Annotated in this window: 14 protein-coding genes and 1 pseudogene; 3 read left to right on the top strand and 12 right to left on the bottom strand. The window is 60.0% G+C overall.

What is annotated here, in order from left to right; all coding sequences use genetic code 11:
• Nucleotides 1-1,138 (bottom strand): annotated as a pseudogene (locus FW764_RS23740) (type IV secretion protein Rhs); the annotation flags it as partial.
• A gap of 196 nt (nt 1,139-1,334) precedes the next feature.
• Nucleotides 1,335-1,949, bottom strand: a complete 615-nt coding sequence (locus tag FW764_RS23745) for a LysE family translocator (protein ID WP_446436007.1) — start codon at nt 1,947-1,949, stop codon at nt 1,335-1,337.
• A 145-nt stretch (nt 1,950-2,094) separates the two neighbouring features.
• Between FW764_RS23745 and FW764_RS23750 the strand changes: the two genes are divergently transcribed.
• Entirely contained in the window at nt 2,095-3,180 is a 1,086-nt protein-coding gene (locus FW764_RS23750) for a DUF1615 domain-containing protein (protein ID WP_446436008.1), read from the top strand.
• 44 nt (nt 3,181-3,224) lie between these two features.
• Here the strand turns inward: FW764_RS23750 and FW764_RS23755 are convergent, their stop codons facing one another.
• Complete coding sequence (locus FW764_RS23755; protein WP_446436009.1) at nt 3,225-4,097, bottom strand: DUF4349 domain-containing protein; 873 nt, start codon at nt 4,095-4,097, stop codon at nt 3,225-3,227.
• Between the two features lie 157 nt (nt 4,098-4,254).
• Here FW764_RS23755 and FW764_RS23760 point away from each other — a divergent pair, with 157 nt between their 5' ends.
• Complete coding sequence (locus FW764_RS23760) at nt 4,255-4,671, top strand: PaaI family thioesterase (RefSeq protein ID WP_446436010.1); 417 nt, start codon at nt 4,255-4,257, stop codon at nt 4,669-4,671.
• 96 nt (nt 4,672-4,767) lie between these two features.
• Here the strand turns inward: FW764_RS23760 and FW764_RS23765 are convergent, their stop codons facing one another.
• The 3 genes from FW764_RS23765 to FW764_RS23775 are packed head-to-tail and all read right to left on the bottom strand — an operon-like array spanning nt 4,768 to nt 7,350.
• Nucleotides 4,768-5,949 carry an acetyl-CoA C-acetyltransferase gene (locus FW764_RS23765; RefSeq protein WP_446436011.1) on the bottom strand — a complete coding sequence of 394 codons (1,182 nt, stop codon included), beginning with the start codon at nt 5,947-5,949 and terminating at the stop codon, nt 4,768-4,770.
• Nucleotides 5,950-5,960: 11 nt separating this feature from the next.
• Complete coding sequence (locus tag FW764_RS23770) at nt 5,961-6,620, bottom strand: CoA transferase subunit B (protein WP_017135011.1); 660 nt, start codon at nt 6,618-6,620, stop codon at nt 5,961-5,963.
• Between the two features lie 31 nt (nt 6,621-6,651).
• Nucleotides 6,652-7,350: a CoA transferase subunit A gene (locus tag FW764_RS23775; protein WP_017135012.1), complete on the bottom strand. Its 699-nt coding sequence runs from the start codon at nt 7,348-7,350 to the stop codon at nt 6,652-6,654.
• A gap of 133 nt (nt 7,351-7,483) precedes the next feature.
• Between FW764_RS23775 and FW764_RS23780 the strand changes: the two genes are divergently transcribed.
• The gene (locus FW764_RS23780; RefSeq protein WP_446436012.1) at nt 7,484-8,389 is read left to right on the top strand and encodes a LysR substrate-binding domain-containing protein; all 906 of its coding nucleotides are present in this window, start codon (nt 7,484-7,486) and stop codon (nt 8,387-8,389) included.
• Between the two features lie 72 nt (nt 8,390-8,461).
• On the opposite strand, the gene FW764_RS23785 is transcribed toward FW764_RS23780, so the two are convergent.
• The 6 genes from FW764_RS23785 to FW764_RS23810 all read right to left on the bottom strand — a co-directional run bounded on the left by FW764_RS23785 (nt 8,462) and on the right by FW764_RS23810 (nt 16,193).
• Complete coding sequence (locus FW764_RS23785; RefSeq protein WP_083359164.1) at nt 8,462-8,791, bottom strand: hypothetical protein; 330 nt, start codon at nt 8,789-8,791, stop codon at nt 8,462-8,464.
• A 549-nt stretch (nt 8,792-9,340) separates the two neighbouring features.
• Entirely contained in the window at nt 9,341-10,186 is an 846-nt protein-coding gene (locus FW764_RS23790; RefSeq protein ID WP_446436013.1) for an NAD-dependent protein deacetylase, read from the bottom strand.
• 8 nt (nt 10,187-10,194) lie between these two features.
• Nucleotides 10,195-10,635, bottom strand: a complete 441-nt coding sequence (locus FW764_RS23795; RefSeq protein WP_446436014.1) for a CBS domain-containing protein — start codon at nt 10,633-10,635, stop codon at nt 10,195-10,197.
• Between the two features lie 132 nt (nt 10,636-10,767).
• A complete protein-coding gene (locus FW764_RS23800; protein WP_446436015.1) occupies nt 10,768-12,717 on the bottom strand; it encodes a DNA topoisomerase III in 1,950 nt (649 codons plus the stop codon).
• A gap of 141 nt (nt 12,718-12,858) precedes the next feature.
• The gene (locus tag FW764_RS23805) at nt 12,859-14,481 is read right to left on the bottom strand and encodes an MFS transporter (RefSeq protein WP_446436016.1); all 1,623 of its coding nucleotides are present in this window, start codon (nt 14,479-14,481) and stop codon (nt 12,859-12,861) included.
• Between the two features lie 65 nt (nt 14,482-14,546).
• Nucleotides 14,547-16,193, bottom strand: coding sequence for a GMC family oxidoreductase (locus FW764_RS23810; protein WP_446436017.1), 1,647 nt, complete (start codon nt 16,191-16,193; stop codon nt 14,547-14,549).
• Nucleotides 16,194-16,243 lie beyond the last annotated feature (50 nt).

A 16,243-nucleotide genomic window follows, 5' to 3' on the forward strand; every position in this document is an offset into this window, starting at 1 on the left:
GTTGCCTCTTGCTGCGAACCGCAGGCACCGGGTTTGAGACCAACTGATCCCCAGCCTTCAACGGTACAACCGGCACCGTGTTGATCGAAGTCGCCGGCCCGCCGAGTAATATCGGCTTAGCCGCCTCAACATGAGCATCCAGGCGAGATTTGCTGAACTGGCTGGCCATGTGTTCCAGCCACTCGCGCGCACGGCGAGACTTGATGCCGCCCAGCACCTTGGTGCTCATGCGTAGCGCAATACCCATCCCACCACCGGCAAGGCCCAGCAACAGGTTGATCAGCACTTCGGCGCTGATCGACCCCAGCAACTCGTTCATATACGGCGGCGGCATCATCCGCATCCAACTGACCATGGCCGCCAAGTAGATGAACAGCAGCGGGTCATCGCTCAGTACCAGCAGGCCTTTGGCGAGGGTTTCGGCGCTGACCTTGAGCAGTTTTTCGAGTTCGGCCTGGGTCAGGTAGTGCAGCAGTTTTTCGGCGTTCGCCAATGGGTGCGCCAGCCACTCAACCAGCTCCTTGACCTTGTCCCAAAGCGAGGTCAGTGCATCGCCAAACCCTTTGGCATAGGCCTGGTGCAGCGAGAGGTAGCGTTTGAGGTAGTTAGCTTCGGCGTAGCTCTTCCACAGCGGCGCGAACCTGCCGTTCCACTCGCCGCGCAGCCATCCCTCCAGCGGCTCGATGACCGACTGATAGGAGGCATACAGCGCCTTGAAGTGCTCTTTGGAAACGTTGGGGTAGAAGTTGACGCGGTACTTCTGATTGCGATCACACTCGGTGATTTGCAGAATGCCGCTGGGCCCGATGGTTTTATGGATGGGGTCGCCAAGCGGGCCACCGTTGGGGTCGATGCGTTGCAACACCACGGGCGTGTTGCCAATGGGCACGAATCGAGCACTCTGGAACATATGCACCAAAGTCAAGGTGCCGTCTTGTTTGCACGCTGCAACGGTGCTGCTGGGCAGGATAGAGCGATCAATCGGCGCGACGAGCGCCACTTCATCCCCGACTTTGAATACCTGCTCGACATCCAGCGCCGAAAAGCTGAAGAAGCTTTCGGCCCAGGTGTCGTAGGTATTGAGGCAGTGTTTGAAATCGCTGAGAACGGATTCGACGTCTCGCGTCTTTGAATCCATGGCTGCCAGCACCAGAAGGCCAATGGTTTGGCTGGTGGCGGCGATCAAAAGACAGCTCCGACAAACGGAGCTTTAACGAAAAAAACCATCTGCAATCCCTCGCACTGTGTGATCAGGCGAAGGACTTTGCAGAGGTTTTCAGGCGGTACCTGTAGAGCTTATCCCGCTGTCATGTGGGACGTTTCGGTAGTCCTTGTCAGCGCTGCGCAAACGCCAAATTCAACCCCAATCCTGCGAAGGCTGCCGCAAAACTACGGCGCAGCCAGTTCTGCACCCGTGGTGACTCGATCACGGCGCGGCGGAAGCCATTAGCCAGGAGGCCATAGATCACGAAAACCGCAAACGTCATCGCCATGAACACTGCGCTCAATACCAGCATCTGCACGGCGGGCGCGGTGCTGCCTGGGGTGACGAACTGGGGTAGAAAGGCGAGGAAGAAAATCGTCAGTTTGGGGTTGAGGATGTTCAACAGGAAACCCCGGAGTATCAGGCTGCGCGCGGTGGCTGCGGTGGGGGCGTCATTCATGGTGAAGGCCGAGCGATCACGCCAGGTGGCATAGGCCAGGTAGAGCAGGTAGGCGACGCCCGCATATTTGAGTGCTTCAAACGCCAACGCGCTGGTGTGCAGCAGCGCCGAAAGGCCAAGCACGGACGCCAGCAAGTGGGGCAGGATGCCCGCCGTACAGCCCAGCGCGGCGAACACGCTGGCGCGCTTGCCGGCGGTGAGGCCGGTGGACACGGTAAAGATCACACCGGTGCCGGGGATCAGCACGACGATCAGGCAGGTGACGAAGAAGTTCACACTGAGCATGGCATTCAAACTCCTTGTAGGAATGGTCGATGACAGATCCTGTCACGTTAGTTTGCGGCTGGCGAGTGCAGCATGTCGGCGAACCCCGGTTAGACTTACCTGTCGATATCCGCAATGCTGGCCCGTCGTTAGCCAAGGAAACCCCATGTATTCAAGCCGCCTGATGCTGTGCCTCACCACGTTACTGGTGCTGGCCGGTTGCTCCACTTCACGCAGCCCGCAACAGCCGGAGCGCAGCGAGGCCGAGGTGACCGCGCAGATTGTGCGGCTGCTACCGGCATCGGTACCGGACCGTAAAGGCTGGGCCCAGGATATCTACACCGCCTTTGACACCCAGAAGATCTACCCCAGCACCGAAAATATCTGCGCCGTACTGGCGGTGACCGAGCAAGAGTCCACGTACCAGGTTGACCCTGCGGTGCCAAACATGGGCAAGATCGCCCAGGATGAAATCCTGCGGCGCGCCGGCTCGGTGCATGTGCCCGCGTTTGTGGTACGTAGCGCCTTACAATTACGTTCGCCCACGGGCAAGTCCTACGCCGATCGCTTGAAAGCTGCACGCACGGAGAAGGACCTGAGTGGGATCTTTGACGATTTCATCAGCGTGGTGCCCTTGGGCAATACCTTGTTTGGCGGTTTCAACCCGGTGCATACCGCAGGCCCCATGCAGGTTAGCATCGACTTTGCGCAGAAACAGGCGCGGGGTTATCCCTACACGGTCGATGGCACGATTCGCCGGGAGGTCTTCACGCGTCGCGGCGGCATGTATTTCGGTATCGCCCACTTGCTGGGCTACCCGGTCAATTATGACCAGCCGTTATACCGCTTTGCTGACTTCAACGCTGGTTGGTACGCCAGCCGCAACGCCGCGTTCCAGGCTGCCGTCAGCCGTGTCACCGGTACCGAGCTGGCGCTAGATGGGGACTTGATTCGTTATGGCTCATTGTTGCCGGGCACCACCGAGCTGGCGGTGCGCTCCCTGGGCGCCAAGTTGGACATGCGCAACCCCAGCATCCGCAGCCAGTTGGAGAAGGGCGAGCAACTGGACTTTGAGGAAACCACCCTCTACAAACGCGTGTATGCACTGGCGGATAAAGCTGCGGGCAAGCCGATGCCACGGGCGATTTTGCCGGGCATCGTGCTCAAGAGCCCGAAGATCACTCGCAAACTCACGACAGCCTGGTTTGCCAAGCGCGTGGATGAGCGGTATCAGCGCTGTATGAAGCGCTGATCATCGTGGCGAGCGGGCTCCCTGTGGCTAGCGGGCTTGTTCTGTCAGTCATCACTCGGCGTCTGGTTTTGGGGCCGCTTCGCAGCCCAACGCGGGCGGTGCGACGATTCGACAAGCCCGCTCGCCACACCAGACCGGCCAGCCACAACAAAGCGGCGCCATACCCACACCCACAGCCACACCACCGGGAACGCCAGGATCACGAACGGCAACACATAACTGGCCCGTTCCATAGCGTCTGCCGTGCCGTCCACCAGGTTGTCGCCCAGGTTGCTGAACATCCGGCTGAAGCGTGACGGCTGGTTCGCGCCATCGGAGGAGCGGAAGTTCAGGGTCACGCGGTTGGTATCAAGGCGGCGCTGCTGGCCAGCGGCGACCTGGGCGAGTTCCTGCAGTTCGTTTTCGATGCTCGCTTGTTCCTTGCTCAAGGCGATCAGGTCGCTGACGGTGATGTCCTTGCGCTTGGCCAGCTCGTCGAGGCGTTGCTGCTGGGCCTGTAAGCGATCCTGGCGACGGCGCACATCGGCGACTGCGTCGGCCAGGTCTTCGGCGGTGGTGATGCGCTGGCCGAGCTTTCCACCTTCGGCGGCCAGGGCGACCATCGGCTCTACGCCGGTGGGCGCAATACGCAGGATGATCTCGCCGCCGTTGCCATCTTCGGTGATGCCCAGGATATTGCAGGCGCCGAAGCGGGCCGATTCACAGGCTTCTCGCGTTGCCTGCATGCGCGGTGCAAGCAGGGTGCCGGGTAGCGCCAGGGTCAGCTCATGCTCATAGGCCAATTGCGCGCCCGCGCGGCCTTGTTCGCCGTTGATCGCTGTGGCGCGAGCGTGCTCCTTAGGCGAGCAACCGGCCAGGGCCAGGCAGGCCAACAAGATCAGAAGAAGTGGTTTTGGTGTGCCGTCCAAGTGGCGCATTGCAGTTCCTTGGGATGTACTCGGGAAATTAAGCGCGATTAAATCGGGTCTGGCGTATTTACGCAAAGGATCGCGCAGGATTTGCGTGACTGATGGTGATGGCCGCCGCGTGGGGTCAGGCGTACACCTCAGGCCTTACTCCAAGGAAGAATTCGCCATGATCGCTCACGCTGTGCCCGAAGGGTTTGTCTCGCTGCCACGCAGTAGCCCGCTTCTTGACTTGCTAGGCCCGGCGTATTGTCGGGGCGAAGGCCTTCAGCTGGAAATCGGCCTGCGCGCCGACAACCGCCATGCCAATGGGCGCGGCACTGTGCATGGCGGGGTGTTGGCGACCCTGGCGGACATCGGCATGGGCTATGCGATGGCGTTTTCCAGTGAGCCGCCGTTGCCGTTGATTACCGCGAGTATGACCTTGGATTACCTCGGGGCGGTACAGGTGGGGGAATGGATCGTGGTGCGATTGGAGCATCATAAGCGAGGGCGGCAGATGGCGTTCGCGACAGTGAGCTTGCAGGTGGGGGAAAAGGTAGTTGCGCGGGCGAACGCGGTGTTTGCGGTGCCTTGGACTGACTAGTAATGGAGATCAACCGTGGTTTTTCAGGGATACCGTGCAAAAAGGAAAGGCCCGATTTTTCGTGGAATCGGGCCTTTTCTCATGTTGCTCTTTAAATCAGATGCGCTCGAGGGCGAGGGCGACACCCTGACCGCCACCGATGCACAGGGTCGCCAGGCCTTTCTTGGCATCGCGCTTGATCATTTCATGCAGCAGGGTCACCAGTACGCGGCAGCCTGATGCGCCGATCGGGTGGCCGATGGCGATGGCACCGCCATTGACGTTGACCTTGTCGGCGTCCCATTCCAGCTCTTTGCCCACCGCCAAAGATTGTGCGGCGAAGGCTTCGTTGGCTTCGATCAGGTCCAGCTCGCCCAGGTTCCAGCCGGCTTTGTCCAGGCAACGGCGGGTGGCCGAGACCGGGCCGATACCCATGATGGCCGGGTCGACGCCGGCGTTGGCGTAACTGGCGATACGCGCCAAAACGGGGAGGCCGAGGGCCTTGGCCTTGTCGGCGCTCATCAGTAACACCGCAGCGGCGCCATCGTTGAGGCTCGAAGCGTTGCCGGCGGTGACGCTGCCGTCTTTCTTGAACGCGGGCTTGAGCTTGGCCAGTGACTCTGCAGTGGTGCCGGCGCGCGGCTGTTCATCCACGGCGAAGGCCACCGGGTCGCCTTTGCGCTGGGGTATCAGGATCGGGGTGATCTCATCGACAAAACGTCCGGCCTCGATTGCCGCAGTGGCTTTGTGCTGGGATGCGGCGGCAAAAGCGTCCTGCGCTTCACGGCTGATGCCGTACTTGTCCACCAGGTTCTCGGCGGTAATGCCCATGTGGTAGTCGTTGAACGCATCCCACAGGCCGTCGGTGATCATGCTGTCGATCATCTTGGCGTGGCCCATGCGCAAACCCGTGCGTGCAGCGGGCAACACGTACGGCGCCAGGCTCATGTTCTCCATGCCGCCGGCGATGATCACCTGCGCGTCGCCACAACGAATCGCCTGAGCGCCCAGGTGCAGGGCCTTGAGGCCCGAGCCGCAGACTTTGTTCAGGGTCAACGCGGGCACGGCGTGGGGCAGGCCAGCCAGAATCGACGCCTGGCGCGCCGGGTTCTGGCCGCTGCCTGCGGTGAGTACTTGGCCGAGGATGACCTCATCCACTTGAGCCGGTTCCAGGCCGGTCTGCTCCAGCAGGCGACGGATGACGGCGGCGCCCAATTCCGGTGCCGGAATGTTCGCCAACGAACCCTGGAAGCTGCCCACGGCGGTGCGGGTGGCAGCAACAATCACGACGTCTTGCATGGAATCTGTCCTCACTGGAAGTGCATTTCTGGAACGTGGTCCGGGACGATCAGTTTACCGGCGGTCTTGCTCACAATCTCTTCAACGCTGACGCCAGGTGCGCGTTCCTTGAGGACAAAAGCGCCATTTTCGATTTCAAGGTAAGCCAGGTCAGTCAATACACGCTTGATGCACTTGGCGCCGGTCAGCGGCAGGCTGCATTGGCTGAGCAACTTGGACTCCCCGTCCTTGGACGCGTGAGTCATGATCACGATGATGTTTTCCGCGCCCGCCACCAGGTCCATGGCACCGCCCATGCCTTTGACCAATTTGCCGGGGATCATCCACGAAGCGATGTTGCCCTGAACGTCTACTTCGAATGCGCCCAGCACGGTGAGGTCGACGTGGCCGCCGCGAATCATTGCGAAGGATTCGGCGGAGGAGAAGATCGAGGCGCCGATACGCGCGGTCACGGTCTGCTTGCCGGCGTTGATCATGTCGGCGTCGATGGTTTCTTCGGTCGGAAACGGGCCCATGCCGAGCAGGCCGTTTTCCGATTGCAGCATCACTTCCATGCCTTCTGGAATGTAGTTGGCCACCAGGGTTGGAATGCCGATGCCGAGGTTCACGTAGAAGCCGTCCTGCATTTCGCGGGCGACGCGTTGAGCCATTTGTTCGCGGGTGAGCGCCATTGATTGTCTCCTTATTATTTGGGCTGACGGATTATTTGCGGACGGTGCGCTGTTCGATGCGCTTCTCGAAGGTGCCGCAAATGACCCGGTCGACGTAAATCCCTGGGGTGTGGATATGCGCCGGGTCCAGCTCGCCCGGTTCGACTATTTCTTCAACTTCGACGACGGTGATCTTGCCTGCGGTGGCGGCCAGCGGATTGAAGTTTTGGGCGGTGTGGCGGTAGATGACATTGCCGAAGTGGTCGGCTTTCCAGCCTTTGACGATAGCGAAGTCGCCAGTGATGGACTCTTCCATCAGATACGGACGGCCGTTGAATTCGCGGGTTTCCTTGCCTTCAGCGACGGGGGTGCCGACGCCGGTGGCGGTGAAGAAGGCCGGAATGCCGGCACCGCCTGCGCGCATTTTTTCCGCCAGGGTGCCTTGAGGGGTCAGCACCACTTCGATTTCGCCGCTGAGCAATTGCTTCTCGAACAGGGCGTTTTCACCGACGTAGGAAGCGATCACTTTGCTGATCTGTTTTTCTTCCAGTAGCACACCCAACCCAAAACCGTCGACGCCACAGTTGTTGGAAACCACGGTCAGGTCGCGGGTGCCTTTGCGCTTGATCTCGGCAATGAGGTTTTCCGGGATGCCGCACAGACCAAAACCACCGGAGAGCACGGTCATGCCGTCTTCCAGGCCTGCCAGCGCTTCTTCGTAGGACGCCACGCGTTTATCGAAACCTGCCATATGCACCTCTTTTATTGTTTGTGGGCCAGCCAATGCCTTGAGTGTTGCGCCGACGGATTGATTTGTTAAGTTGTTTTTTAAGGTTGATTGATTTAGAAAACAGCATAGTCGACCCGTCCTCCGGAGCAGCCTCATGACCGTCAAACAGATGCGTGCCTTTCTCGCCGTGGCCCAGAGCCTGAGTTTCGCCGCCGCCTGTGAGCGTCTGCACCTTTCCCAGTCGGCGCTTAGCTTGACCATCAAGGGGTTGGAGGAAGGCTTGGGCGGTCGCTTGTTCAGCCGCAACACGCGCAATGTCGCGCTGACGCCTGAAGGTGAGTCGTTGCTGCCATTGGCGCGTCGCTTGATCGCCGATTGGGACAATGCCGAGGATGAACTGCGTCAGCGCTTCACCCTGCAGCGTGGTCGGGTTACGGTGGCGGCGATGCCGTCGTTTGCGGGCAATTTGCTGCCGCCGATCCTGAAGATATTCCGCGCACGTTACCCTCAGGTGAACGTGACGGTGCATGACCTGATCAACGAGCAGGTGCTGGAGATGGTCCGCGACCGTCAGGTGGAGTTGGGCGTGGCGTTCGAACCGTCCGAAGGCTCCTCATTGGCATTTACGCCGTTGTACCTGGACCGGTTTGTTGCGGTAGTGCCGGGTGATTCACCTTTGGCTCAGCGTACCGAAATCGACTGGAAGACTTTGTTGGCGCAGCCGTTTATTACCTTGCAGCGGCCCTCCACAGTCAGAGTCATGCTGGAAGAGCACCTGGGCGCCTTGCAGATGAAATTGCCGGTGGCGCTCGAAAGCCATCAGTTGGCAACGGTAGGCAAGATGGTCGCCAGTGGTCTGGGCGTCAGCGCTGTACCGGCACTGTGTGCAAGGCAGATGGAGGAAGCGGGCGCCCAGTGCATCACCTTGACCGACCCGGTCATCGAGCGGCCAATTGGAGTTCTGACAAAACCCGGGCATGAACTGTCGGCAGCAGCGCAGGTGTTGTTTGATATTTTCCGCGATGAAGCAGGGCAGGGCCGGTTTCCGGCTTTAATATAAAGTTAATTAAAGCTGGGTATTAAAAAGCCCGCTTGAATAAACAAGCGGGCTTAAATGTTTAATGCGCAGTGATCAGAAGTATCTATCAATCACTTTTACCTGCGATTGGCCTTTGAGGTTCTGCCATTCGGTATTAAGTGTGTGGAAAACTTGCTCGATAAAGTTGCGATCGGCAGCCGCTTTCTTACCAACATAACCCTGGCCGCGGCGGTACATCTTCAGGCGCGCCGCCAGTTCACGGTGATTGCGGTCGAACTCGGCTTCTTCGGTATGGGGCGCCAGGCAGTCAATGTTGACTTCACCCGATTTACCAATCCACAGAATATGGTCGTCGAGTGTGTCTTTCTGCGCTGCGAACATCTCAGCCAATTCATCAATAGTAGGTTGGTTGTTCAAATTCATGTGTAAGCCCCTTGACCAGTTGGCGATCTATCAGTTGATTCGTTAAAACTGCGTATGTCTGCGGTTGCGAAAATCGGGCGTCAGCGACTGTCTGCCGAATACGGGCAGGGTCTTGAACCTGATGCATGTAGTCTTGCTGATGAACTGCTACGCAATGGTTTCATAACGAAGACAAGTAGCCTTTGAGCTCCTTGTACCGATCCTTGCGGGCCGGTCAGCTTCATCAATCTGCCTTATGGGCAGTGCACATCCGGAAAAAACAGCTCGGCGGTCAGACGAGCTTGTTCAAAACGCTTGTTACCAACGCTCCCGATCCGGGAGACGTCTCGATAATGCAAGGACAAAAAGGTTACGTCAACGGTTATGTAGTGATTTTTTTTATAGCACTACATAAATCGCAGTGGGGACGGGAGAATGCGGAAAAACGTGACTTAGGCGTCATTTTTTGGAGGTGCAGGTCAAGTGCGAAAAGTTTCTTTGGGGGTGTTTAGGCTACCGTGGCGAGCGGGCTTGCAACCACAAGCTGTATTCCACACGTAGCTTGGGTATTTACCCCAATCGCTCGACCAGCAACGGCAACAACCGCTCACACGACGCCTCGATCTTCACCTGCAACAGCTCATCCCCGCGCGTTTTGCCCAGGTTGATGGCAATGACCGGCTTGCCTTGCGCCACCATCGCCTTGCACAGGCGAAACGCCGAGTAGGCCATCAGCGAGGAGCCAACCACCAGTAAGCCCTCAGCGTTCTGAACTGCAGCCATGGCTTTGGCCGCCGTTGGCTGGGCGACGTTTTCACCAAAAAACACCACGTCCGGTTTCAGCCGTTGACCGTTGCAGTGCGGGCAGTGGGGGACTTGGAAGCGCTCTTCAAAGGCTGGATCGAGCAGCGTATCGCCATCGGGCGCCTGCACAGCATCGACACCGGCCAGGTACGGGTTTTGATCTTCCATTACCCGCTGGATCACATCGCGCTCGCTGCGTTGCTGACAATCGAGGCACAGCACCCGATGCAGGCTGCCGTGCAGTTCGATCACATCATGGCTGCCGGCCTGATCATGCAAGGTGTCGACATTTTGCGTGATCAGCCCATTGATGTGCTCGCGTTGCTGCAGCGTCGCCAGTGCCAGGTGCGCCTTGTTCGGCTGTGCAATGCGCACCCGCGGCCAACCCAGCATTGCCCGCGCCCAGTAACGGCGCCGCGCGTGTGGGGTGGCCAGGAACTCCTGGTACATCATCGGCGCTTTGCCTCGGCGCACGCCTTCGCTGTCGCGGTAATCCGGGATGCCCGACGACGTGCTGATTCCCGCGCCGGTCAGTACCACTAAGCGCCGTTCAGCCAAGGCCCGGTACAGGGTGTCGAGATGGTCTTCTTGATGTTCCAGCGTGTCGAGCATGGGGGCCCCTATTCGCCGCGGATGTACTGCTCCAGTTGCTTGATCAGGTCAGCCTGTTCGGCAATCGCTTCTTTCACCAAGTCACCAATGGACAGCAGGCCGATCAGCTTGCCATCTTCAACCACCGGCAAGTGGCGCAGGTGACCGTCCGTCATGATGTTCATGCACTTTTCGACACTTTGGTGCTTGTCGACCGTGATGACCGGCGAACTCATGATTTCACTCACGGCGGTTGTCGCGGAAGACCGGCCCTTGAGGATCAGCTTGCGTGCGTAGTCGCGTTCACTGATCACGCCGACGACTTTGCCTTCGTCCACGACGGGCAAGGCCCCGACGTTTTTGGCTGCCATCTGGATCAATGCCTCCATCACCGTCTGGTGCGACTTGATGGTGTGGACCTCTTGGTTTTTCTGGTCCTTGGCTTTGAGCATTTGTGCGACGGTTTTCATGACGGCCACTCCGGTGTTGTTTTTAGGTAGTCAGCAGGTCCCTAAAGAATCCTAGACGGCCCACGCCGGAACAAGGCCCAAAGCGGCATTAAACCCGTCGAAAAACGTCATTCCCTGGATTTATTCAACGTTTTACCCGGCGTTTGTCGGCTTTTTTGCCCGCTTGGGCGCGCCTGTAGCCTTTCGGGGCGCGGCCTTGCGTTTGTTTTTCCACGGTGTGGCGCCTCGGCCAGCGGGACTGGCCGGGCCGGTGATGGTCATGCGCATGCCATTGCAGCGCGCCACTTGCTTACTCATCCACGCCGCCTGCTTGGAGACAAACTCCTCCAGGCTCATTTCACCGCTCTGCACCATGTCCAGTGCCTGTTCCCAGATCGCGGTGGTGCCCGGGTCGGCGATGGCGCGTGGCACCGCGTCGATCAGGCTGAACGCCGCCGCAGTCGCTGACAGCGCCTTGCCGTTCTTCACCAGATAACCTCGATCCAACAGACCTTGGATGATCCCGGCGCGTGTCGCTTCGGTGCCGATGCCGGTGGTGTCCTTGAGTTTTTGCTTGAGCAGTGGGTCTTCCACCAGCTTGGCGACGTTTTTCATCGCCTTGATCAGGTCGCCTTCGGTAAACGGCTTGGGCGGCTGCGTCCACAGGTCCTTGAGGTTGACCTTGTCCACTGTGTAATCCTGGCCCTGCACCAGCGTCGGTAAGGATTGCGGCGCGGGTGCCTCGCGACCTTTGGTGGGTGCCAGCGCTTCAGGCAAGGCGCGTTTCCAGCCGGGTTCGATGATGACTTTGCCTACCGCACGCAAGGCTTGGCCTGCGCAGTCGAAATCCGCCTGGGTGCGATCGTATTCATGGTTGGGCAGGAACTGCGCCAGGTAGCGCGCACGAATCAGGGTGTAGACCGCGCGATGTTTACCGGTGAGCTGCCCGACGTCCTTGCCAGCGCCGGTGGGAATGATGCCGTGGTGCGCGCTGACTTTGGCGTCGTTCCAGGCTCGCGAACGTCGTTGGGGGTCGATATGCGGCATCAGCGCGTTCACTGCCGGATCGGCGTGGCCTAACGCGGCCAAAATCGTCGGCGCATCAACGTGCTGGCTTAACGGTAAGTAGCCGCAATCGCTGCGCGGGTAGGTGATGACCTTGTGGGTTTCGTAAAGGGATTGCGCGATATCCAGGGTTTCCTGGGCGCCGAGTCCGAGTTTCTTGGAGCAGATTTCCTGCAGCGTGCCGAGGTCGAAGGGCAGGGGCGCCACCTCGCGCATGCGCTCGGTGCGCAGCTTAACCAGCCGCGCGCTGGCGGCATTGCGCATTGCGTCGGCAGCATCCTTGGCCAACTGCGGGTTGAGGCAGCGGCCTTGGTCGTCACACGCATCCTCAGCGGCGCGCCATTGAGCGGTGAAGGTCATGCGCTCGGAGCGCAGGTCGACATCGATGGCCCAGTAAGCCACTGGCACAAAATCGGCGATGCTGCGGTCGCGGTCTACGACCAGGCGCAAGGTCGGCGTTTGCACTCGGCCCACCGGCAGAACGCCCTGATAGCCGGATTGGCGCCCAAGCAAGGTGAACAGGCGGCTCATGTTCATGCCGATCAGCCAGTCAGCACGGGAGCGACCCAGGGCCGAGTGATACAGGCTGAAGGTTTCGGCGCCCGGTTTGAGCGCGGCCAGGGCTTTGCGAATGGAGGCGTCATCCAGCGCCGACAGCCATAATCGTTGGATCGGCCCGCGATAACGGCAATGCTCGACCAACTCCCGGGCGATCATCTCGCCCTCACGGTCGGCGTCGGTGGCGATCACCAGGTCTTGAGCTTCTCCCAGTAAACGCTTGACCGCCTTGTACTGGCTGGCGGTCTTGGGCTTGACTTGCATCTTCCATTTTTCCGGGACGATCGGCAGGTCGGCCAGCACCCAGCGTTTGTACTTGACGTCATAGGCATCGGGCGGGGCGGTTTCCAGCAGGTGGCCGATGCACCAGGTGACTGTGACGCCACTGCCCAACCAGCAACCGTCGCCGCGCCGGCTGGCGCCGAGCACGGCCGCGATATCTTTGGCCTGGGAGGGTTTTTCACAGAGGTACAGCCGCATGGTCATCACATCAGATCAGGTTGATGCCTTGCAGGATGCTTAGTCAGAAGGATTTGAGCAACCTTTATCTGTATGGATGTACAGCAAATTATGTGGGCGCGGGCTTGCCCGCCCCCACAGGGATCTTCTGCGCTTTGAAGATCAGTTGTTATCAAGGTCCACGTGCCGGGTTTCTTTGAGGCAGAACAACCCCACAATCAGACTCACGCCGGTGACCGCCACCGGGTACCACAGGCCATAGAAGATATCGCCGGTGTACACCACCAAAGCAAACGACACGGTCGGCAGGAACCCGCCAAACCAGCCGTTACCAATGTGGTAGGGCAGCGACATCGAGGTGTAGCGAATACGCGTCGGGAACAGTTCCACCATCAGCGCCGCCAGCGGTCCATAGCACATGGCGGCGATCAGGATCAGCACCACGATCAGTACCACCACCATGACCTTGTTGACCTGAGCCACATCAGCCGAAGTCGGGTAGCCGGCCAGCGTCACCGCACCGCGCAGGGCCGCTTCGTCGAAACCGTCGATGCGCACGTCACCCACGCTCACCTGCACCGGGCTGCCTGCTGGCGCGGCGCTGCTGCTGTAGGGCAGGCCTTGCTTGACCAGGAAGGTCTTGACCTTGTCGCACGGGCTGTCAAACCGCGCCTTGCCGACCGGGTCGAACTGGAAGGTACAGGTGGCCGGGTCGGCCAGTACGGTAATCGGGGCCTGCTGGCTGGCCTGGTCCATCGCCGGGTTGGTGTAGTGCGCCAGGCCCTTGAAGATCGGGAAGTACAACGCGGTCGCCAGCAGCAAACCGAGCATCAGCACCGGTTTGCGGCCGACTTTGTCCGACAGCCAGCCAAACAGGATAAAGAACGGCGCGCCGATCACCACGCTGACAATCAGCAGCATGTTGGCCAGGGCCGGGTCCATCTTCAGGAACTGGGTGAGGAAGAACAGCACGTAGAACTGCGCCGCGTAGAACGTCACCGCTTGCCCGCCGTTGATGCTGAACAGCGCAATCAGCACCACCTTGAGGTTTTCCCATTTGCCGAAGGATTCGCGGATCGGTGATTTGCTGGCCTTGCCTTCCTCTTTCATTTTCAGGAACGCGGGCGACTCATGCAGGCTCATGCGGATCCAGGTGGAAATACCCAGCAGCACGATGGAAAACAGGAACGGAATGCGCCAGCCCCAGACTTCGAACTGGTCGCCGGTGAAGTAGCGGCAGGCCAGCACCACCAGCAACGACAGCAGCAGGCCGAGGGTGGCGGTGGATTGAATCCAGCTGGTGTGCAAGCCGCGTTTGCCGGCCGGTGCGTGTTCGGCCACGTAGGTGGCGGCGCCGCCATACTCACCGCCCAATGCCAGGCCTTGCAACATGCGCAGTACGATCAGGATGATCGGCGCGGCAACGCCAATGCTGGCGTAGGTCGGTAGAAGCCCGACACAGAACGTCGCCACGCCCATCAGGATGATGGTGACCAGAAAGGTGTACTTGCGCCCGATCATGTCGCCCAAGCGGCCGAACACCAGCGCGCCGAACGGCCGCACCACAAAGCCTGCTGCAAAGGCCATCAAGGCAAAAATGAACGCCGTGGTGTCGTTGACCCCGGCAAAGAATTGCTTGCTGATCACGGCCGCCAGGGCGCCGTAGAGAAAAAAGTCATACCACTCGAACACCGTCCCCAGGGACGAGGCGAAGATGACTTTTCTTGATTCGCTGCCGGTGCTCGCGCTGACGGCCGAGCTCAGGGGTTGAGCATGTTCTGACATCGGGTAACCCTCACAGTGATTATTTATTGTTGTTCCACTGTCGGCGCCGGGCGTGGCGCCGCTATTCAGATTGCATTAACCGTTTCTTTTTGCGGGGCGAGGCTCCTTGTGTTCGGCGAAAGGATCAACTGCGCGGCTTTCTCCGCAATCATCAGTGTCGGTGAGCAGGTGTTGCCGGACGTGATGCGTGGCATCACCGAGGCATCGGCGATACGCAGGCCTGGCACGCCATGCACGCGCAGTTGGGCATCGACCACCGCGTCTTTGTCGTTGCCCATGCGGCAGGTGCCCACCGGATGGAAGATCGTCGTGCCGATACGCGCGGCGGCTTCGTGCAGCTGCTCTTCGGTTTGCAGTGAATCGCCCGGCAGGTATTCCACCGGTTTGAATTGGCTCAAGGCGGGTGCGGCCACGATGCGCCGAGTCAGGCGGATTGCATCGGCAGCTACGCGCAAATCTTCCGGATGGCTGAGGTAGTTGGGCCGAATCAACGGTGCATCCGCTGGGTTGGCCGAGCGAATATCGATACGGCCACGGCTTTGCGGGCGCAGGTCGCAGACCGAGGCGGTAAACGCCGGGAACGCGTGCAAAGGTTCGCCAAAGCGCTCCAGGGACAACGGCTGCACATGGTATTCAAGGTTGGCCGAGGTCTGCTCCGGGCCGGAGCGGGCAAACACGCCGAGCTGGCTGGGCGCCATCGACAGCGGGCCGCTGCGGTCATACAGGTAGCGCAGGCCCATGCCCATCTTGCCCCACACGGTGCCCGCGATCTGGTTCAGGGTGCGCGCGTTTTCCAGTTTGTAGATCAGCCTCAATTGCAGGTGGTCCTGCAGGTTGCCGCCCACGCCCGGCAGTTCGTGCACCACGTCGATGCCCAACGGCTTGAGCACGTTGGAGGGGCCGATCCCCGAGCGTTGGAGGATGCCCGGCGAGCCCACGGAACCGGCGCACAGTACGATTTCCTTGCGCGCTTTCCAGCTCACGTGTTGGCTGTTTTGACGCCCGAGCACTGTGCAGGCGCGGCCGTTTTCCAGCGCCACTCGGTCCACTTCGACGTCGGTCAGCACAGTCAGGTTAGGCCGCTGACGGATCGGCTTGAGAAACGCCTTGGCCGCATTCCAGCGCACCCCGGCCTTCTGGTTGACTTGGAAGTAGCCGCAGCCTTCGTTATCGCCCGTGTTGAAATCGCTGATCGGCGCGATGCCGCTTTGCGCCGCAGCATCACGAAAGGCATCCAGGATCGGCCAGTGCAGGCGCTGTTGTTCAACGCGCCACTCGCCGCCATCGCTGTGAAATTCCGAGCCGCCGGCAAAATGGTTTTCGCTCTGCTTGAACAACGGCAGCACATCTTTCCAGGCCCAACCCGGGTTGCCCTGGGCCGCCCAGCCATCGTAATCCTGAGCCTGGCCGCGCATATAGATCATGCCGTTGATCGACGAACAGCCGCCCAGCACCTTGCCGCGTGGGTAACTCAGCGCACGGCCTTGCAGGCCTTCCTGGGCTTCGGTCTTGAAGCACCAGTCGGTGCGCGGGTTACCGATGCAGAACAGGTAGCCGACGGGGATATGGATCCAGGGGTAATTATCGCGGCCACCGGCTTCGAGCAGCAGCACGCGGTGGGCGGGGTTGGCGGACAGTCGATTGGCCAGCAGGCAGCCTGCGGGGCCGGCGCCTACTACCACGTAATCGTATTCAGCAGCTGCAATGGGCATCTGAGGTCTCGCTTGTTTTTCTTATTGGCTCCATCCTAGTTGTTAGTTTT

The sequence above is a fragment of the Pseudomonas sp. 1152_12 genome (assembly GCF_052850675.1).

Excerpts from the sequence above, each read along its gene's own strand:
- FW764_RS23795 (WP_446436014.1), bottom strand. The coding sequence starts at position 10,635 with ATGAAAACCGTCGCACAAATGCTCAAAGCCAAGGACCAGAAAAACCAA.
- FW764_RS23775 (WP_017135012.1), bottom strand. The coding sequence starts at position 7,350 with ATGGCAGGTTTCGATAAACGCGTGGCGTCCTACGAAGAAGCGCTGGCA.
- FW764_RS23790 (WP_446436013.1), bottom strand. The coding sequence starts at position 10,186 with ATGCTCGACACGCTGGAACATCAAGAAGACCATCTCGACACCCTGTAC.
- FW764_RS23755 (WP_446436009.1), bottom strand. The coding sequence starts at position 4,097 with ATGCGCCACTTGGACGGCACACCAAAACCACTTCTTCTGATCTTGTTG.
- FW764_RS23810 (WP_446436017.1), bottom strand. The coding sequence starts at position 16,193 with ATGCCCATTGCAGCTGCTGAATACGATTACGTGGTAGTAGGCGCCGGC.
- FW764_RS23765 (WP_446436011.1), bottom strand. The coding sequence starts at position 5,949 with ATGCAAGACGTCGTGATTGTTGCTGCCACCCGCACCGCCGTGGGCAGC.
- FW764_RS23750 (WP_446436008.1), top strand. The coding sequence starts at position 2,095 with ATGTATTCAAGCCGCCTGATGCTGTGCCTCACCACGTTACTGGTGCTG.
- FW764_RS23805 (WP_446436016.1), bottom strand. The coding sequence starts at position 14,481 with ATGTCAGAACATGCTCAACCCCTGAGCTCGGCCGTCAGCGCGAGCACC.
- FW764_RS23780 (WP_446436012.1), top strand. The coding sequence starts at position 7,484 with ATGACCGTCAAACAGATGCGTGCCTTTCTCGCCGTGGCCCAGAGCCTG.
- FW764_RS23800 (WP_446436015.1), bottom strand. The coding sequence starts at position 12,717 with ATGCGGCTGTACCTCTGTGAAAAACCCTCCCAGGCCAAAGATATCGCG.
- FW764_RS23770 (WP_017135011.1), bottom strand. The coding sequence starts at position 6,620 with ATGGCGCTCACCCGCGAACAAATGGCTCAACGCGTCGCCCGCGAAATG.
- FW764_RS23745 (WP_446436007.1), bottom strand. The coding sequence starts at position 1,949 with ATGCTCAGTGTGAACTTCTTCGTCACCTGCCTGATCGTCGTGCTGATC.
- FW764_RS23760 (WP_446436010.1), top strand. The coding sequence starts at position 4,255 with ATGATCGCTCACGCTGTGCCCGAAGGGTTTGTCTCGCTGCCACGCAGT.
- FW764_RS23785 (WP_083359164.1), bottom strand. The coding sequence starts at position 8,791 with ATGAATTTGAACAACCAACCTACTATTGATGAATTGGCTGAGATGTTC.